We start from the raw sequence: 17,031 nt of genomic DNA, 5'->3' as shown, positions 1-17,031 counted from the left end.
AGTCGAAGTCAGTTTATCCTACGGCAATGCTCTCCAAAATCTGCCAATTACTTCTTTTATTGAGCCTAACTATTGTGAGCGCCGCCCAAGCAGCGAACCTTGGAGCTCAAGAAAGTCCCATCCAAAAAATTCCAACAGCGATTGCAATCAGCTTGGATAAAAATCAAATTCCACAAGATTCAGTCAGTATCTCTGTGGTTGAAATTAAGTCAGAGGCCAAAGATAAAAGTAGCGGTAAGTCGCTCGTAAATTGGCGGGCTAATGCCCCCATGAACCCTGCTTCCACCATGAAAATATTGACTACCCTGACAAGCTTAGATGTTTTGGGTCCGCAATATCGTTGGCGCACCAATCTTTTTACCGATGGCACCATTCGACAGGGAATTCTCAAAGGCAACATTTATCTTCAAGGCACAGGGGATCCTAAGTTAGTGCCTGAAGAATTGGCAAAGATGATGAATGCCTTGCAAAACTTAGGAATTCAGAAAATCGATGGGGACTTATTTTTTGATCGCAGCGCTTACTCTCCCGAGGTCATGCTTCAAACTACGATTGACGGAGAATCCACTCGATCGTATAACGTCTCCCCCGATCCACTGCTCTATGCCTTTAGGACACTTTCTTTTCATATAGAAAAATCGCGTACGGCTGATTTCATTGATCTTAGCTACACACCGGCGCTGTCACAACTCAAGGTAACCAATCAGCTCAGACTCGTTAATAAAACCTGCGACAACTGGAAAAGTGGCATCGGCTTTGCTTTAGATCCAGAAGATTTGAATATTGCCTCTACCCAACAGTTGAATGCCTCCTTTTCTGGAGTCTTTCCAAGCGGCTGCAAAGATGCATACTTTAATGTTGTTGCCCTGAATGCGAATACTTTTCTGACTCAAGGATTTGCTGCTGCTTGGGAATTGGCCGGTGGTGTATGGGTTCATCCCCCCGCAGGTAAGGATGAGATAGTCCCTATTTCAGCTAGGCCTTTACTGCAGTTTGAGGGAAGCAGATTGGCAGATGATGTTGTTGATATTAATAAATACTCAAATAACGTCATGGCTCGGCAACTTTTCTTAACCTTGGCATTAGAAAAAATGGGTAAGCCCGCGAGCATAGAAAAAAGCGGGCTCGTAATACAGGATTGGCTTAAAAAAATGGGTTTAGATTTTCCGGGGCTAGTGATCGAAAACGGATCAGGCCTTTCACGTAATGAAACTATTACCGCTCAGCAAATGAATGCTCTTTTACTTACTGCCAGAAACCTCCCAATTGGAGATACTTTCTACAACAGCCTGCCTATTGCAGGTACTGACGGCACAATGAAAAATAGACTATTAACTCAGCTCAGAAAGTTTTTTCATCTAAAAAAGAAACCTGAAGTCCGAATTAAAACCGGCTCTTTAGCCGATGTGAGAGCAATCTCTGGTTACGTCATCAGCAAATCGGGCAGGATGTATGCCGTTACTTCGTTTATAAACCACCCCAACGCTTGGCGTGGTTTAGAAGCGCATGATCAGCTGCTTGCTTGGCTTCTAGAAGATGGCCCGGAACCAAAACAGGCACGCTGAAGTCGATCACGCACGCCGTCCCACTCTTCGCCGGAGGGCGGCTCAGGAAATAAAATGAGATCCCAGGTCTGTTGATCTAAGTCCCTTAGCGTGCGATACAGCTTGCTCGCGAAGTCCGCACTATCGCTTGAAACAACCACTTCTTCAACGTCAATTGAGGGGTGATCATCTAGCACCAGAGAAGATTCGGAATCCCAAACGGCCACCGCAACCCGGGATTTAATATCGGGAAACTCACTTAAGGCGTCTAGCACTCGTCCTGGAGCATAAAGGCGCAATGGAGTGGCTGGAGCATAGTGAGCTCGTAAACTTCCAGATACCCTAGGCAGAGCCGCAGGCTCAGCGCTTTGATTAATCTCGCTTGGCAGACAAACTTGAACGCCTGTTTTTGCAAAGATCTCATGCGGGGTAATTATTCCGGGGCGCAGCAGAACTGTACGGTCACCTGAAGAGACATCAACAATAGTAGATTCAATACCAACTTGACAGTCACCGCCATCTAAAACCATTAAATCAAGTACCCCTTCAAACTCACCGCGAACATCTGCCGCGCTGGTTGGAGAAACTTTACCGAAACGATTGGCGGAAGGAGCCACCACGCCGCCTTTAAATTTACGCAATAAAGCCTGTGCGACTGGATGTGCCGGGGCACGAATCGCAACGGTATCTTGTCCTCCAGTAATTTCTTTCAAAACACTCTCATGTTTTTTAAAGACCAGGGTCAATGGTCCAGGCCAAAAGGCCTCAATCAAACGTAAAGCTTCAGCAGATAAATTCTGTACCCATGGACTGACTAATGCAGCCCAATCTACCGTAGCAATATCAAATTTTTCTGGGGCCGCAAGATGCACTATTACTGGATGGGAAGAGGGGCGACCTTTAGTCGTGAAAATCTTTTTAATCGCCGCTGGATTCTTGGCATCGGCACCTAAACCGTAGACAGTTTCCGTAGGAAATGCTACCAAACCCCCATTGCGTAAGGTTTGTACTGCTTCGTCAATGACAACTGAACTAATGGTGGACATCTATTTATGGCTCGATCCCGAGCTCAGCTGCCACGGCAGCGCAAGTGTGACGCGCGCCATGAAGAGATTCTCCCAGGCAATTTATATGCCCCATCTTGCGACCCATTCGAGGCGCAGACTTACCGTATAAGTGCAATTTTGCATCTGGATGAGCAAGTACCTGATTCCATGCTGGCACTCGCGCTTTATCTTCACTTCCCTCAAACCAAATATCACCCAAGAGATTGAGCATGGATACAGGGGCCAATAAGCGTGTATCACCTAAAGGCAAACGGGCCATAGCCCGAACTTGCTGCTCAAACTGACTGCTCACACAAGCGTCCATTGTGTAGTGACCAGAGTTATGGGGGCGAGGCGCAATTTCGTTGGCGACGATGTCACCATTTTTCAACACAAAAAACTCGACGCACAGCACTCCGACGTAATCAATTTTACGTATCAGCGCTTTAGCCGCATCGATGATTTTTTTCTCTTGCTGTGATTTAAGTGAGGGGGCTGGTACGGTGGAGGTGTGCAAAATTCCATTGCGGTGAATATTTTGGGCTACAGGGTAAGCCACCACAGCATCATCGTAACCGCGAACCACTAATGCGGATACCTCAAAATCTAAATCCATTTTCTTTTCGAGCACGCAAGGGACCTGACCAAACTCATGCCATGCCGTAGATAACTCAGATAAATCATCCACCGTTACTTGCCCTTTGCCATCATAGCCAAGGCGAGCTGTTTTTAAGATTCCGGGAAATAAGTCGGCTGGAATGTGCTCTAGATCGGCAACACGCTCAACAACGCAATATGGGACAGGGCCGATATTGGTTTCAGCTTTCCAGCTTGCCAAAAAGTTCTTTTCGGCGATACGGTTTTGAGCCAAAGAAACGCAAGCGCTTCTCGGCGCAACAAATACCCCAAGGGACTCGAGCTCATCGAGAGCCCCTGCAGGAACATTCTCGAACTCCGTACTTACTGCGGCGCAAAGCACTGCCATTTCTTTTAAAGCATCGACATTAGTGTATTGCGCGTGAATAAATTTTTCCGCAATCGATCCAGCCGGGCTTTCTGAGTCAGGATCTAAAACACATACTTTGTAACCCATGGCTTGGGCGGCTTGCGTGAACATTCGGCCCAGCTGACCACCGCCTAAAATACCTAAATACGAACCCGGAAATATGGGTTCAACAGCTTTTATCATCTGAATCAATATCCTGGCAAGTTCATAGAGCGGGCGCTCTCAGACTGAGTGGCGCGAAATACTTCCAACTTCTTTGCCAAGTCAGCATCGTGTAAGGCCAATCCAGCGATCACATGCAAGGCAGCGTTGGCGGCACCCGCTTCACCAATGGCAAAAGTGGCTACCGGAATGCCTTTAGGCATTTGCACTATCGAATAAAGGGAATCCTCACCCCGCAAATATTTGCTGGCAACAGGAACCCCATAGATGGGGACAATCGTTTTAGCGGCAAGCATTCCTGGCAAATGGGCTGCACCACCGGCACCCGCAATAATGGCTTGCAAGCCATTGCTTTGCGCATTTTCTGCGTAGCGGAACATATCATCGGGCATACGATGAGCTGAGAGCACCTTGGCTTCGTGAGCAACGCCAAATTGCTCAAGCATTTGAGCCGCATGCTGCATGGTGTCCCAGTCTGAACTAGAACCCATCACTATTCCGACTATTGCCTTTTTGGCCATCCGCCTCTCCAAAACCTAGATTTACTGAATAAGAACATATTATCCCAGCCTTTGTGGTGCCAGATAAAAATGCCTCAATAAAACCGAAGCTAATCCCGCGTGAGACGCTCTAATGCCTCGCGGTATTTTTCCGCGGTTTGGTTAATCACTTCAGCAGGCAAGGCAGGCGCTGGTGCAGTTTTAGGCCAAAGTTTCCCATCCACTACCGCGCTCTCTAGCCAGTCTCGAACAAATTGCTTGTCATAGGATGGAGGATTGGCTCCTACATAATAGGTTTCAGCTGGCCAAAAACGGGAGGAGTCTGCAGTCAGAATTTCATCCATTAAGACTAATTGGCCAGACTCATCTAAACCAAATTCAAACTTGGTATCAGCAATGATAATTCCACGGGTTGCCGCATATTCGGATGCCTGTAAATAGAGCTGGATGCTCACTTCACGAATTTGCTTTGCGAGTGTCTCGCCGATAAGTTCAATTACTTTCTCAAAACTAATATTCTCATCGTGCTCACCAACCGCTGCTTTGGCAGCAGGCGTAAAGATTGGTTCGGGTAGCTTTTGAGCATTTTCTAGGCCCTCGGGCAAACTAATGCCACAGACCTTGCCAGTGTCTTTGTAATCTTTCCAGCCACTACCAGCCAAGTAACCACGCACGACCGCTTCAACCATGATCGGTTTCAGACGTTTTGCAACTACCGCGCGACCTTGCACCTGACTAATTTCATCCGCTGCAACTACTGTACTAGGATCAATACCAGTCAAGTGATTAGGAACAACGCCGGCTAATTTATTAAACCAAAAATTGGCCATTTGGTTCAGTACGATGCCTTTTTCAGGAATCGGCTGACCCATCACCACATCGAATGCTGAGAGGCGATCCGTCGTAATCATGAGCAACTTATCATCCCCTAGGGCATAGACATCCCGCACCTTTCCTTTTGAAAGCAACGGCAGTGAATGGATCGAGGTATTAAATAAAGCGGGCATAGTTAAATCACTTCACAATCTGGGCAAGCGCACCGCTTTGATACAGGGCGGCCATTTTTTCTAATGGTATTGGCTTAATCTTTGCAGCCTGACCAGCGGAACCAAAAGCAATGAAGCGCGCAATACATACCTTCTTAGCCGCTTCACGCGCTGGTTTTAAATAATCACGGGGATCAAACTTGCCGGGATTCTCAAATAAATAGCGGCGAATAGCGCCCGTCATTGCCAAGCGAATATCAGTATCAATATTGATCTTACGGACACCGTGTTTAATGCCCTCCTGAATCTCTTCAACTGGAACCCCGTAGGTTTCTTTCATATCCCCGCCAAATTCCCGAATCTCCGCAAGCAAGTCTTGGGGAACGCTAGATGAGCCATGCATCACTAAATGGGTATTGGGTATCCGAGTATGAATTTCTTTAATACGCTCGATTGCTAAGATGTCACCGGTAGGCTTCTTGGTGAACTTGTACGCGCCATGGCTCGTTCCAATAGCAATTGCTAAGGCGTCACATTGGGTTTCTTTAACAAAGTCAGCGGCCTGCTCAACATCCGTCAATAACTGTTCGCGGGTCATCTGACCATCTGCACCATGACCGTCCTCTTTATCGCCCTGCATTGTCTCTAAGGAACCGAGCACGCCCAGCTCCGCCTCAACAGTGACCCCAATCGAATGAGAGAACTTAACAACCTCTTTAGAAACAGCCACGTTGTATTCGTAGCTGGCAACCGATTTTCCATCTGCTTCAAGTGAGCCGTCCATCATCACACTGGTAAAGCCACTTTTAATAGCGGCCATACAAACAGCGGGGCTCTGACCGTGATCTTGGTGCATGACTACAGGAATCTCGGGGTAAGCCTCTACCGCGGCGGAAATTAAGTGGCGTAAAAATGCCTCACCAGCATATTTGCGTGCTCCAGCCGATGCTTGCATGATGACGGGGGAGCCCACTTCTTGGGCAGCCTCCATGATGGCGGTGACCTGCTCCAAATTATTCACGTTGAAAGCAGGCAAGCCATAGCCATTTTCGGCGGCATGATCCAGGAGTTGTCTTAAAGATACTAAAGCCATGATGTTCTCTTATTTCTAAGTTTATAAATAGTTAAGGGTAATCAATTGCAAACATTCTCAATCGAATTTCAGTCTTTCGCTCTCTCTTCAAGCACGGCAAGAGCAGGCAAAGTTTTGCCTTCCAAGAACTCTAAAAATGCGCCGCCACCTGTAGAAATGTAATCCACTTGATCTTGTATGCCGTACTTTGCGATCGCCGCTAATGTATCGCCTCCACCAGCAATAGAAAAAGCCGGAGAGTGTGCAATCGCCGCAGCCAACATTTTTGTCCCGCCGCCAAATTGGTCAATTTCGAATACGCCAAGCGGTCCATTCCACACAATAGTGCCGGCATGGGCAAGCATCAGGGAGAGTCGAGCGGCAGTCTTAGGGCCAATATCCAAAATCATGTCATCTACCGCCACTTGATCTGCAGGCACTCGATTAGCTCTGGCTAAAGGTGAGAGCTCATTGGCCACGACCACATCCTCAGGAATGGGAACATGCGCGCCCCGCTTTTCCATGATCTCCATAATTTCCCGAGCTTCAGCCACTAAATCTGGCTCGGCCAATGATTTACCAATCGGCAATCCCTTGGCCAGCATAAACGTATTGGCAATACCGCCGCCAACGATAAGCTCGTCCACTTTATCCGCCAAGGCTTTTAAGATGGTCAACTTTGAGGATACTTTTGAGCCTGCAACAATGGCGATTAAAGGTCGCTTTGGATTTTCCAGGGCACGACTCAAGGCATCCAATTCTGCTGCCATTAATGGACCGGCACAGGCAACTGGAGCAAACTTCGCAACGCCGTAGGTAGTGGCTTCGGCGCGGTGCGCAGTACCAAATGCATCATTCACATAGACATCACATAAGGCTGCAATCTTGCGAGATAAGGCCTCACTATTCTTTTTCTCACCGACATTTAGGCGGCAGTTTTCCAATAAGACTAAATCGCCTGGATGAAGCTCAAATCCGCCCTCAACCCAGTCGCTCAGGAGCGGAACCTTGCGATGGAGCAGGGTAGCAATGCGATCAGCAACGGGTGCCAAACTGTCTTCGGGCTTAAATTCACCCTCGATTGGACGACCCAAGTGGGAGGTCACCATCACTGCAGCACCAGCGTCCAAACACATCTGGATTGCAGGAATGGAGGCGCGAATCCGTGTTTCTTCAGTAATATTCCCTACATCGTCCTGAGGAACGTTGAGATCGGAGCGAATCAAGACACGCTTTCCCTTTAAAAAGCCCGATTCGGCTAATTCACTTAAGCGTTTGACTTTAATTGGGGATTCCAGCATGTTGGCAGATAAATAAGATGTTTTAAGGTGAAGGCTTGATTCTAAATCGTCTAGATGAATGAGCCCCAAACTACTCCCTCAGCCTGCTCTACAATGAGGGATTGAACGCATTTAGAGCTCTAGATTGAAGTCCCGTTGGCTCTGCAATCCGATTAATCCGATTATTAAGACTTTAAAAGGTAAAAAAATGTCGATGTCCGACCGTGATGGCTTTATTTGGTCCGATGGGAAATTGATTCCCTGGCGCGAGGCCACCTTTCATGTGCTTACGCATAGCCTGCACTATGGAATGGGCGTTTTTGAAGGCATTCGTGCCTATAAAACCCCACAAGGAACCGCCATTTTCCGACTGCCAGAGCATGTCAAGCGCCTCTTCAATGGAACTAAGATTTTCCAGATGAATATGCCTTATAGCAAGGAAGAGATTATCAAGGGGATTATTGACGTGGTGACGAGCAATCAGCTTGAATCCTGTTATATCCGGCCTATTATCTTCATCGGCTCCCAGAAATTAGGTATTTCACCCAAGGGTAATAGCATTCACACTGCCATCGCTGCCTGGGAATGGGGTGCGTATTTGGGTGAAGATGGTCTTAATAAGGGCATCCGCGTAAAGACGTCCTCATTCACGCGCCATTTCGTAAACTCTTCTTTAGTGCGTGCCAAAGCCTCTGGTTACTACATTAATTCTATTTTGGCTAACCAAGAAGTGACCGCTAATGGCTACGATGAAGCCCTGTTATTAGATACTGAAGGTTATGTATCAGAAGGTTCTGGTGAAAATATTTTCATCGTGAATGATGGCATTGTCTACACCCCTGATTTAGCCTCCTGCTTAGATGGCATCACTCGAAACTCGATTATCCAAATCGTAAAAGATCTCGGCCTAGAGTTACGCGAAAAACGTATTACACGTGATGAGGTTTATTCAGCTGATGAAGCCTTCTTTACGGGAACGGCGGCTGAAGTCACCCCGATTCGCGAGTTAGACGATCGCACCATTGGCGATGGCAAACGCGGACCGATTACCGAGAAAATTCAAGCGATCTATTTCGATGCGGTTTACGGTAGAAGTGATAAATACCAATCGTGGCTTACTTACGTTAAGTAATAAGGATTAAGAAGATGAGTGACGCTCAAGTAATAATGATTGATGGCAAGGATCTCCCCTTGCACTGCCCAACGAACAAAACCCCTAGCTGGAATTCCCATCCTCGGGTTTTTTTGGATATTGCTGATACCGGTGAAGCAAAATGCCCTTATTGCGGCACCGAATACAAACTCATTCCTGGTACAAAGCCCCACGGGCACTAGACCAAGCAGCTAGCCCGCAAGGGCTGCTGTGTCGGGATACATGACATGCGCCGTATTCTGATTATTGCCCCGAACTGGATTGGAGACGCCGTCATGTCCCAACCGCTATTGGCGCAGCTCCATAAGAATTACCCTGCTGCCCAGATCGATGTGCTGGCAAGCAAATGGGTGGCTCCCATCTATCGTGCCTGCCATGAAGTCCATGAGGTGCTTGAGGCTGACTTGCAACATCGGCAACTTCAATGGAATCTGAGAAAGAAATTAGCGAAACAGATTGAAGTAAGCCAATACGAAGCATGCTTCGTGCTTCCCAATAGCCTCAAATCTGCCCTCATTCCTTGGCTAGCAAACATTCCCTTTCGGATTGCTTACCGCGGTGAAATGCGCTTTGGCTTGATCAACCTTGCCCTGAATAATCCGAGCAAAATAAATCGACCGCCCATGGTGGAGCACTATCTTGCGCTTGCATCAGCTCTAGAAACTGCAGATCAAGCGCCTCACTTTGAAACAGTCACTCCCGAATTACAAGTTCCAGTAAACGCCAATACCAAGGTCCTTAAAAAGTTACAGGATGAAGGAATTGCACCTGAGGCGATTTATATTCTTTGCCCGGGGGCTGAATATGGCCCCAGCAAGCGTTGGCCCACGGGGCATTTTGCAAAGCTTGCTCAAGATCTTATTTCTAAAAATCCAGCTACTCACGTAATTCTGCTGGGTAGTAAGGCGGATCATAGCTTGGCTAAAAGCATTGAAACTCAAGCGCAGTACAACCCCCATATCCATAACTGGTGTGGAGAAACCACGCTTGATGAGGCCATCGCCTTAATTAGCCTCAGTAAGGCCTTAGTCAGCAATGACTCCGGACTCATGCATATTGGGGCCGCCCTTCAAGTGCCACAAGTAGCCATCTTTGGCTCTAGTGATCCACATCACACCCCACCTTTATCAGCAAAGGCGAAAGTGATCTGGCTTCAATTACCTTGTAGCCCCTGCCATCAGAGAGAATGCCCTCTTGGGCATTTAAACTGCTTGAATCACATCCTCCCTGAGAATGTTCTCTTGTCTGTCGAATCCCTGCACTAATTGACTCGATCCAATTACCATCAGAAAATAAGCCATGCTAAAACTTGCCAGACTCTTTCATAATGCCGATGAAGTCGTGGATGCCCTGCGAGAGTGCTTAAAGAATCAGGATGTTAAGGGTGCCCTAGCGATTTGGCTAGATGATGATTCGATTACCTGTGTACTGCCCGAGGGACAACGCCTCAGTGGCCATGAAGAAATCCGCGCCGGCCTTGAGCGCTTGCTTGCCAAACAAGCACTTTTCCTTGAGCCGATTGCGTGTATCAATCATTCTGTGTTGGGTGCAGCAATTTATGACAGCACTGAGGCAGTCCATCTCAGAGCAGATCAAATCGAGGCTGAATTTTTTCTCAACATCACCTTAGTCTTATTGCAAGATAGTCAAGGCTGGCGTCTGGCTCACTTACATGCCAGTCATTCAACGGACGACACCTTTGATGCGCCCTCTACACCCCACGGTCTTCACTAAGCGCTCCTTAAGGATTCTTACTTAATGGATGAGATGGTCCTTCGTTCGATCATCAAGTGGCCGGATGTACCGGATTGTTTTGGCTGGCTTGCTTTAGATCGACGCGGCCAATGGCGCATGCGAGATGAATATGCCCAAGCCCATCAACTTCCTGGCACGGTGATTGCACATACCGCATTGAATGACTATATTGCCCGCAACTACGGATGCGATAGTGAGGGCAGATATTTTTTTCAAAATGGTCCACAGCGGGTTTTTATCTTCCTAGAAGTGGCACCCTGGATCGCCAGATTCTCGCCAACCGAAACTGGATTGGAGCTTCTGACGCAATGCCACACTTCTATTAACCCTCAGGGTGCGCTTAGCGATGAGCGAGGTAATATTTACATCATCGGACACGTACCATGCTTGTTTTCTGAAAAGTTACATGAGGGTGTCTTTATTGAAAGAAATCATCTGAGTGTGTGCCTATTACTAGATCATGATTTAGACCAATTTAGTGAATTAGCTGAACTTCGCGAATCCGCTTGTAGCTTTGAAGGTTCTTGGAACTGGAACGGCCAAAGGCTCCCGCTAGATCCCATTCTTTCTAAAGAATTAAGTGAACGCTTTCACTTCGTAAAAAGCCCCGACCATTAATTAGGAACTTTTTTGCCCTGATCTTTAAGCTCGTCACGATACTGTTTTTGGAGCTCCCTCAAGCGTGCATCAATCATGGAGGACTGATAAAAATCAGCGCCGCCTGCTTCTCTAGCAATTTTCAATTGCTCAATCGCTGAAGGCCACGATCCTTCAAGCGCATATTTTTCACCCAAAGCATAGTGGCGCATAGGAACATTTTTCGCCTGATCGTAAGCTTGCGATAGTAATCCCCACCATAAAATTTCATTGGGCTGAGAACGGGTGCGTGCTTTTAGCCATGTAGTAGCGTCGTTTGTACGTCCCAGTTTGAGTTCAGCCTTGATCATCGCAACACCCGCCGCATAAGATTGAGGATAGGCCTGTAAAGCATTTTGAGCGATTCTAAGGGCCTCTTCATTCTTACCCTTGGCCAAAGCAAGCTCCGATGCCGCAACCTCTAAAGACAGGCTTTGCCTCACAATCGGCGAGCCTGGCGCACTGGTGGCATTAGCCAAGTTCCGAGCTTGTTGCAAGTAGGATTCAGCTTGATCAATATGCCCCTGCTTTTGGGCTATCAGTGCGAGGCCATAAAAGCCTTCCATCTGCTTACCAGCAGCAGCTTGTTTGCTAAGTCCATCAAAGACATTTTTTAGATCATACATACCACTCGTAGTGCCCGATTGCTCCATGCGTGCACGTGCTTTTATAAAATAAAACTCGACTGCGGTAGGTACTGTTCTTGGAGGTATATTACGGACCCGATCTTGCATATCCGCAATTCGATCCGTTGTTAAGGGATGGGTGCGCACATACGCTGGCACGCCGTTATCCATGATCCCCGTCGCTTTTTGCAAGCGTTGAAAAAAGCCAGGCGCGCCATTTACATCGTAACCACTTGCTGACAATATCTGAAATCCAATTCGATCCGCTTCGCGCTCGGCATCTCTGGAATAAGACAATTGGTTATTCACCGCTACTGCCTGACCGCCCTGCATTAAACCCGCAGCGGCGCTTGGGTTGCGTGAGGCTGCTAAAGCCCCCAAAACGAAACCGGCTAATGCAATCATCGTATTCGTTGTTTGTTGATCCATTTGGCGAGCCAAGTGCCTTTGTAGGACGTGACCCGTTTCATGGCCCATGACTGAAGCTACTTCTGAATCAGATTCAGCACTCGTAATCAGCCCTGTATGAAAGCCAATAAACCCTCCCGGTAAGGCAAAGGCATTAATACTGGTGTCTTTTACGGCAAATATTTCAAAGTTGTAAGCACCGCTACCTTGCTCGTTAGCGCCCCCTAGTTGCTGCTTTTTGGCAGCTTGTAATAAACGCCGCTCCATTTGATTGAGGAAGTCGTAGAGGGGTAAATCATTGGAATAGTCGGGATCTGGGCGAATCTCTCGCATGATTTGCTCGCCATACTTACGCTCATCTAAACGGCTTAGACTTCCTCCGCCTGGATCACCCATATCAGGCAGTACATAATTAGGCTGACTTAAATTTTGAGGACGCGCTGGCAGATTTGAGGATCTAGCATCGGGAGACTGCACCGCTCTACCCAAATTTTGTAAAGCCGCGGAATCCCCTTGAACCGAAACATCCCCAGGTAGCGCTAAGTTCGTATTGCCTGCAGCGTATGCGGAGCCCGCGCCAGAAAGACCCAATGCCAAGGCGACTTGAATAGCCAAAATTCGCTGAAATAAAGTGGGATTAGTAGTTATCTTTTGCACTTGCATCCCTCTATGGTAAAACTTATCCCATGAACAAACTAACTCATTTTGATGACAACGGTCAGGCTCACATGGTTAATGTCGGCGACAAGCCCCATTCCCTTCGAATTGCCATTGCCTCGGGCAGCATATCGATGCTTCCCGCAACGTTCGACATGATTGCCGCAGGTGGCCTCAAAAAGGGCGATGTCCTTGGAATTGCCAGAATTGCCGGTATTCAGGCTTCCAAGAAAACAGCCGAACTGATCCCTCTGTGTCATCCCCTTGCCTTGACTCACGTCAGCCTAGAGTTTGAATCCAATCAATCTCAAAGCAAAATCCGCTGCCAAGTAAAGGCAGAAACTACTGGTCCCACTGGCGTTGAAATGGAGGCCCTGACCGCAGTCCAAGTCGCTCTCCTCACAATCTATGACATGTGCAAAGCGGTCGACCGGGGGATGGTAATGGGAGAGATCAAACTCTTGGAGAAGAGTGGGGGTAAATCTGGTGATTGGGTATCGCAGTAAGTAAATGAGCCACGCTACGGTGGCTCAAAACTCAGGTTCTACTGCGTACTAATGTTACCTATTTACAATTGCTTTTTTCTTACTTGACCATCCTACATTCAGATGGCAGTAATTGAGGTAAGAGGTTGGTCTCAGGCGAACGGCATGACCATCCGCCAGCCCATGTTGCACCCTCCGGCTTTGATAAATCAATCAGCTTAGGAATATTGGCATCCGGCTCATTCGTAGGCACTAAATGCAGTGAATTTTTGCCTGACGGTGCCACATTATTTTGAAAGTCGATTGCAATCATTCCCGAGGGTGTGACCTCAATCAACTTCACGCTACGTGTTGGTACAAAAGTAAATGAGCCTTGTGTTGCGTCATCCATAGCGACAGTCCCTCGACTGGCAAAGGCCTCTGTCACAGCTAGCTTTGCACTGGAAGCTAAATTCATACCCTCAACAATGCGACTTCGCGCTATATAGTCTTGGTATTGAGGAACGGCTACTGCCACCAAAATACCAATGATGGCTACCACCACCATGACTTCAATTAAAGTAAAACCGGCATCCTGTTCTGTATCTTGAACTTGTCTTTGCATGTCTTCTAGCTCCTGAGGTGAAATTCCCCATCATCCAGTCTATACCTCGTCTTTTCAAGAAATCTGCATGTAAAAAAAGCCAGCTTTTAAGGCTGGCTTTGACTGATTTTTCTGTAAGAACTTATGCCGCTTTGCTAGCGTTCTTTTTCTTTAAATACGTTCCCAACAAAATCACAATCGCAACGCCAGTCCCCTCAAAAAGCATATGGGCATCTTCCATAACAGCATGAATAGACTCCTTGATTGCAGGATCTTCTACCAACATCCCCCCAGCTAATAAGCCCAATAGGCCCGCACCCAAAGTAATGATGGCTGGGAAACGATCCATTACCTTTAAGAGCATGGTGCTACCAAAAATGATCAGAGGAATGGAAAGCCCCAGGCCAATGATGAGCAAAGCTAAGCGCGCTTCTTCTGGGCCTTTTTGAGCAGCTGCGGCTACAGCGATTACATTGTCCAAGCTCATCACTAAATCCGCTACTAAGATTGTCCGTATAGCGCCCCAAATATTGGAGTGGCCGTGCATCTCCTCTTCTCCACCGCTATCAGCCAGCAACTGCACCCCAATGTAAAGCAACAAAATAGCGCCAACAATCTTTAAATAAGGCAGGGTCAGTAACTGAACGGCAGTCACGGTAAGCGCCACACGCAAAATAATCGCAGCAGCACTACCCCAAAAAATAGCTTTCTTTTGCTGATGAGGCGGCAGGTTGCGGGAGGCTAAAGCGATCACTACTGCGTTGTCACCTGACAATAAAATGTTCGCCACAATAATAGACAAGAGGGCAGCCCAAAAAGGCGCCCCTGAATACACAGAAAAATCCATACCGTCTCCCAACCCTTTTTTATGCCTCTCACATCAGAGAAACATGCTAGCGATCAACAACCTTAAATTACAGCATGGCCTTTAATAAGCTAGCCATTTCAGATGGGTTTCTGGTGACCTTAAAGCCGCACTCTTCCATCACTGCAAGTTTGGCATCTGCCGTATCTGCGCCTCCAGAGATCAACGCACCAGCGTGACCCATGCGTTTTCCTGGAGGAGCTGTAACTCCGGCAATAAAACCGACCACTGGCTTTTTCATATTCTCTTTACACCACAGCGCTGCTTCCGCCTCATCAGGACCACCAATTTCACCGATCATGATGACAGCATCAGTTTCTGGATCATCATTAAATAATTTCATGATGTCGATGTGCTTCAGGCCATTGATCGGATCTCCGCCAATCCCAACTGCGGTAGATTGACCTAAACCAATTGAAGTTAATTGCCCAACTGCCTCATAAGTTAACGTACCGGAACGACTCACTACACCGATACGCCCTTTATGGTGAATGTGGCCCGGCATAATGCCGATCTTAATTTCATCAGGCGTGATGATGCCTGGGCAATTTGGCCCTAACAACAAGGTCTTTTTTCCACCTGCCGCTTCTTTTGCATTCATCTTATTACGCAATTCCAACATATCACGCACGGGAATGCCCTCTGTAATACAAATTACAAAATCGAGATCCGCTTCGACTGCCTCCCAAATTGCTGCTGCCGCTCCAGGAGGTGGTACGTAAATCACTGAGGTGGTTGCGCCGGTTTGCTGTGCAGCCTCTTTCACCGTACCAAAAATCGGGATATTGAATATAGATTCGCCCGCTTTTTTAGGATTTACGCCTGCGACGAAACAATTTTTTCCATTTGCATATTCCTGGCACTTTTCAGTGTGGAACTGACCCGTCTTGCCGGTAATACCTTGTGTAATAACTTTGGTGTTTTTATCAATCAAAATAGACATGTTTGGGTTCCTTGATTATTGATTTTTGGCTACGGCTGCTACTACCTTGGTAGCTGCTTCGGCCATGGAGTCAGCGCTGATAATTGGTAAACCAGAATCTGCAAGGATCTTCTTACCCAGATCCTCGTTGGTCCCCTTCATACGCACAACCAAAGGCACTGTCAAATTAACCGCCTTACAGGCTGTCACTACCCCATCAGCAATCACATCACAACGCATAATGCCGCCAAAGATGTTTACCAAGATCGCTTTAACGCTCTTGTTCTTAAGCATGATCTTGAAAGCTTCTGTTACTTTTTCCGCGGTCGCGCCACCACCAACATCTAAGAAGTTTGCTGGTTCACCGCCGAATAATTTAATCGTGTCCATTGTTGCCATTGCCAAACCAGCACCATTGACCAAGCAACCAATATTGCCATCCAATGAAATGTAAGCAAGATCAAATTTTGATGCTTCAATTTCCGCAGCGTCTTCTTCGTCGATATCACGATAAGCCACAATTTCAGGATGCCTAAAGAGTGCATTTGGATCAAAATTGAACTTGGCATCGAGCGCCTTAATCTTGCCGTTACCTTCCAAAATCAAGGGATTAATTTCTACCAATGAAGCATCTGTATCCCAATAGGTTTTGTAAAGACTTTTAAATACCTCTCGCGCCATCGGTATGGAAGCCTCTGGAACACCGATACCCTTAGCAACAATATCGCAATCCGCGTCGGTTAAACCCACTACAGAATCTATAAAGACTTTAATAATTTTTTCGGGAGTGGCATGAGCCACTTCCTCGATGTCCATGCCACCTTCGCTGGAAGCCATGATGACGTTTTTTTGTGTCCCACGATCGGTAACGATACTAAAGTAGTACTCTTTTTTAATGTCTGCGCCATCTTCAATTAAGAGGCGATTCACTTTTTGACCCTCTGGCCCAGTTTGATGGGTTTTGAGCTGCATTCCCAATATCTCTGAAGCGTATTTTTTCACTTCATCCATACTTCTGGCCAATTTGACGCCGCCACCCTTGCCGCGCCCACCTGCATGAATTTGTGCTTTTACAACCCAGACTGGGCCACCTAATTTTTCAGCGGCCTGCATGGCCTCATCGATGCTAAATGCCGGGATGCCGTTGGGGACAGGCACATTAAATTGGCGAAGAAGTTCTTTGGCTTGGTACTCGTGAATTTTCATAATTACTCCAGAAACAATGTTTTTTAGCAGGCAATGAGGCTGAGTGACTGATCTTGCCTCAGCCGTATATCCACCTAAAAACTAGCTAAAAACGCTGTCATTAGGAGAATTAACGTCAAAGGTTTAATCGACTCTCGAA

18 protein-coding genes are annotated in these 17,031 nt (G+C 47.2%); 7 read left to right on the top strand and 11 right to left on the bottom strand.

What is annotated here, in order from left to right; all coding sequences use genetic code 11:
- Positions 1-59: 59 nt before the first annotated feature.
- The gene (locus CP950_RS01255; RefSeq protein ID WP_243391878.1) at positions 60-1,565 is read left to right on the top strand and encodes a D-alanyl-D-alanine carboxypeptidase/D-alanyl-D-alanine-endopeptidase; all 1,506 of its coding nucleotides are present in this window, start codon (positions 60-62) and stop codon (positions 1,563-1,565) included.
- Here the strand turns inward: CP950_RS01255 and CP950_RS01250 are convergent.
- From CP950_RS01250 to CP950_RS01225, 6 genes are all read right to left on the bottom strand, one after another.
- Positions 1,511-2,590, bottom strand: coding sequence for an L-threonylcarbamoyladenylate synthase (locus CP950_RS01250; RefSeq protein ID WP_096672042.1), 1,080 nt, complete (start codon positions 2,588-2,590; stop codon positions 1,511-1,513). The genes CP950_RS01255 and CP950_RS01250 overlap by 55 nt on opposite strands.
- A gap of 4 nt (positions 2,591-2,594) precedes the next feature.
- The gene (locus tag CP950_RS01245) at positions 2,595-3,779 is read right to left on the bottom strand and encodes a 5-(carboxyamino)imidazole ribonucleotide synthase (RefSeq protein ID WP_096672395.1); all 1,185 of its coding nucleotides are present in this window, start codon (positions 3,777-3,779) and stop codon (positions 2,595-2,597) included.
- 5 nt (positions 3,780-3,784) lie between these two features.
- Entirely contained in the window at positions 3,785-4,279 is a 495-nt protein-coding gene (gene purE, locus CP950_RS01240) for a 5-(carboxyamino)imidazole ribonucleotide mutase (RefSeq protein ID WP_096672041.1), read from the bottom strand.
- Between the two features lie 89 nt (positions 4,280-4,368).
- Entirely contained in the window at positions 4,369-5,265 is an 897-nt protein-coding gene (locus CP950_RS01235) for a phosphoribosylaminoimidazolesuccinocarboxamide synthase (RefSeq protein WP_096672040.1), read from the bottom strand.
- Positions 5,266-5,272: 7 nt separating this feature from the next.
- Positions 5,273-6,337 (bottom strand): class II fructose-bisphosphate aldolase, encoded by a 1,065-nt coding sequence (gene fba, locus CP950_RS01230; protein WP_096672039.1) that lies wholly within the window; start codon positions 6,335-6,337, stop codon positions 5,273-5,275.
- A 68-nt stretch (positions 6,338-6,405) separates the two neighbouring features.
- Positions 6,406-7,617, bottom strand: a complete 1,212-nt coding sequence (locus CP950_RS01225) for a phosphoglycerate kinase (RefSeq protein WP_096672038.1) — start codon at positions 7,615-7,617, stop codon at positions 6,406-6,408.
- A 187-nt stretch (positions 7,618-7,804) separates the two neighbouring features.
- Between CP950_RS01225 and CP950_RS01220 the strand changes: the two genes are divergently transcribed.
- Genes CP950_RS01220 through CP950_RS01200 form a run of 5 tightly spaced genes read left to right on the top strand, consistent with a single transcriptional unit; the run spans position 7,805 to position 11,122 of the window.
- A complete protein-coding gene (locus tag CP950_RS01220) occupies positions 7,805-8,728 on the top strand; it encodes a branched-chain amino acid transaminase (RefSeq protein ID WP_096672394.1) in 924 nt (307 codons plus the stop codon).
- 14 nt (positions 8,729-8,742) lie between these two features.
- Positions 8,743-8,931, top strand: a complete 189-nt coding sequence (locus tag CP950_RS01215) for a zinc-finger domain-containing protein (RefSeq protein ID WP_096672037.1) — start codon at positions 8,743-8,745, stop codon at positions 8,929-8,931.
- A 45-nt stretch (positions 8,932-8,976) separates the two neighbouring features.
- Positions 8,977-10,014 (top strand): lipopolysaccharide heptosyltransferase II, encoded by a 1,038-nt coding sequence (gene waaF, locus CP950_RS01210; protein ID WP_096672036.1) that lies wholly within the window; start codon positions 8,977-8,979, stop codon positions 10,012-10,014.
- A gap of 34 nt (positions 10,015-10,048) precedes the next feature.
- Positions 10,049-10,483, top strand: a complete 435-nt coding sequence (locus CP950_RS01205) for a nuclear transport factor 2 family protein (RefSeq protein WP_096672035.1) — start codon at positions 10,049-10,051, stop codon at positions 10,481-10,483.
- Between the two features lie 24 nt (positions 10,484-10,507).
- Positions 10,508-11,122 (top strand): DUF2946 family protein, encoded by a 615-nt coding sequence (locus CP950_RS01200; protein ID WP_096672034.1) that lies wholly within the window; start codon positions 10,508-10,510, stop codon positions 11,120-11,122.
- Here the strand turns inward: CP950_RS01200 and CP950_RS01195 are convergent.
- A complete protein-coding gene (locus tag CP950_RS01195; RefSeq protein ID WP_243391877.1) occupies positions 11,119-12,831 on the bottom strand; it encodes a M48 family metalloprotease in 1,713 nt (570 codons plus the stop codon). The two genes, CP950_RS01200 and CP950_RS01195, sit on opposite strands and share 4 nt — an antisense overlap.
- Positions 12,832-12,860: 29 nt before the next feature.
- Between CP950_RS01195 and moaC the strand changes: the two genes are divergently transcribed.
- Positions 12,861-13,337 (top strand): cyclic pyranopterin monophosphate synthase MoaC, encoded by a 477-nt coding sequence (gene moaC, locus CP950_RS01190; protein ID WP_096672032.1) that lies wholly within the window; start codon positions 12,861-12,863, stop codon positions 13,335-13,337.
- A 79-nt stretch (positions 13,338-13,416) separates the two neighbouring features.
- Here the strand turns inward: moaC and CP950_RS01185 are convergent, their stop codons facing one another.
- The 4 genes from CP950_RS01185 to sucC all read right to left on the bottom strand — a co-directional run bounded on the left by CP950_RS01185 (position 13,417) and on the right by sucC (position 16,892).
- The gene (locus CP950_RS01185; protein WP_096672031.1) at positions 13,417-13,920 is read right to left on the bottom strand and encodes a pilin; all 504 of its coding nucleotides are present in this window, start codon (positions 13,918-13,920) and stop codon (positions 13,417-13,419) included.
- 121 nt (positions 13,921-14,041) lie between these two features.
- Positions 14,042-14,746, bottom strand: coding sequence for a TerC family protein (locus CP950_RS01180; RefSeq protein WP_096672030.1), 705 nt, complete (start codon positions 14,744-14,746; stop codon positions 14,042-14,044).
- Positions 14,747-14,813: 67 nt separating this feature from the next.
- Entirely contained in the window at positions 14,814-15,707 is an 894-nt protein-coding gene (gene sucD / locus CP950_RS01175) for a succinate--CoA ligase subunit alpha (RefSeq protein WP_096672029.1), read from the bottom strand.
- Positions 15,708-15,722: 15 nt separating this feature from the next.
- Positions 15,723-16,892, bottom strand: a complete 1,170-nt coding sequence (gene sucC, locus CP950_RS01170; protein ID WP_096672028.1) for an ADP-forming succinate--CoA ligase subunit beta — start codon at positions 16,890-16,892, stop codon at positions 15,723-15,725.
- Positions 16,893-17,031: the final 139 nt, after the last annotated feature.

This window comes from Polynucleobacter meluiroseus (genome assembly GCF_900205755.1).
Taxonomy (GTDB): Bacteria; Pseudomonadota; Gammaproteobacteria; order Burkholderiales; family Burkholderiaceae; genus Polynucleobacter; species Polynucleobacter meluiroseus.
The sequence above is the reverse complement of the archived record's forward strand: the minus strand, read 5'-3'. Positions and strand labels throughout refer to the sequence as shown.

Coding starts and splice junctions, on each gene's coding strand:
- purE (WP_096672041.1), bottom strand. CDS start 4,279: ATGGCCAAAAAGGCAATAGTCGGAATAGTGATGGGTTCTAGTTCAGAC.
- CP950_RS01225 (WP_096672038.1), bottom strand. CDS start 7,617: ATGCTGGAATCCCCAATTAAAGTCAAACGCTTAAGTGAATTAGCCGAA.
- CP950_RS01220 (WP_096672394.1), top strand. CDS start 7,805: ATGTCGATGTCCGACCGTGATGGCTTTATTTGGTCCGATGGGAAATTG.
- CP950_RS01200 (WP_096672034.1), top strand. CDS start 10,508: ATGGATGAGATGGTCCTTCGTTCGATCATCAAGTGGCCGGATGTACCG.
- CP950_RS01215 (WP_096672037.1), top strand. CDS start 8,743: ATGAGTGACGCTCAAGTAATAATGATTGATGGCAAGGATCTCCCCTTG.
- CP950_RS01235 (WP_096672040.1), bottom strand. CDS start 5,265: ATGCCCGCTTTATTTAATACCTCGATCCATTCACTGCCGTTGCTTTCA.
- moaC (WP_096672032.1), top strand. CDS start 12,861: ATGAACAAACTAACTCATTTTGATGACAACGGTCAGGCTCACATGGTT.
- CP950_RS01180 (WP_096672030.1), bottom strand. CDS start 14,746: ATGGATTTTTCTGTGTATTCAGGGGCGCCTTTTTGGGCTGCCCTCTTG.
- CP950_RS01185 (WP_096672031.1), bottom strand. CDS start 13,920: ATGCAAAGACAAGTTCAAGATACAGAACAGGATGCCGGTTTTACTTTA.
- CP950_RS01250 (WP_096672042.1), bottom strand. CDS start 2,590: ATGTCCACCATTAGTTCAGTTGTCATTGACGAAGCAGTACAAACCTTA.
- CP950_RS01205 (WP_096672035.1), top strand. CDS start 10,049: ATGCTAAAACTTGCCAGACTCTTTCATAATGCCGATGAAGTCGTGGAT.
- waaF (WP_096672036.1), top strand. CDS start 8,977: ATGCGCCGTATTCTGATTATTGCCCCGAACTGGATTGGAGACGCCGTC.
- sucC (WP_096672028.1), bottom strand. CDS start 16,892: ATGAAAATTCACGAGTACCAAGCCAAAGAACTTCTTCGCCAATTTAAT.
- sucD (WP_096672029.1), bottom strand. CDS start 15,707: ATGTCTATTTTGATTGATAAAAACACCAAAGTTATTACACAAGGTATT.
- fba (WP_096672039.1), bottom strand. CDS start 6,337: ATGGCTTTAGTATCTTTAAGACAACTCCTGGATCATGCCGCCGAAAAT.
- CP950_RS01245 (WP_096672395.1), bottom strand. CDS start 3,779: ATGATAAAAGCTGTTGAACCCATATTTCCGGGTTCGTATTTAGGTATT.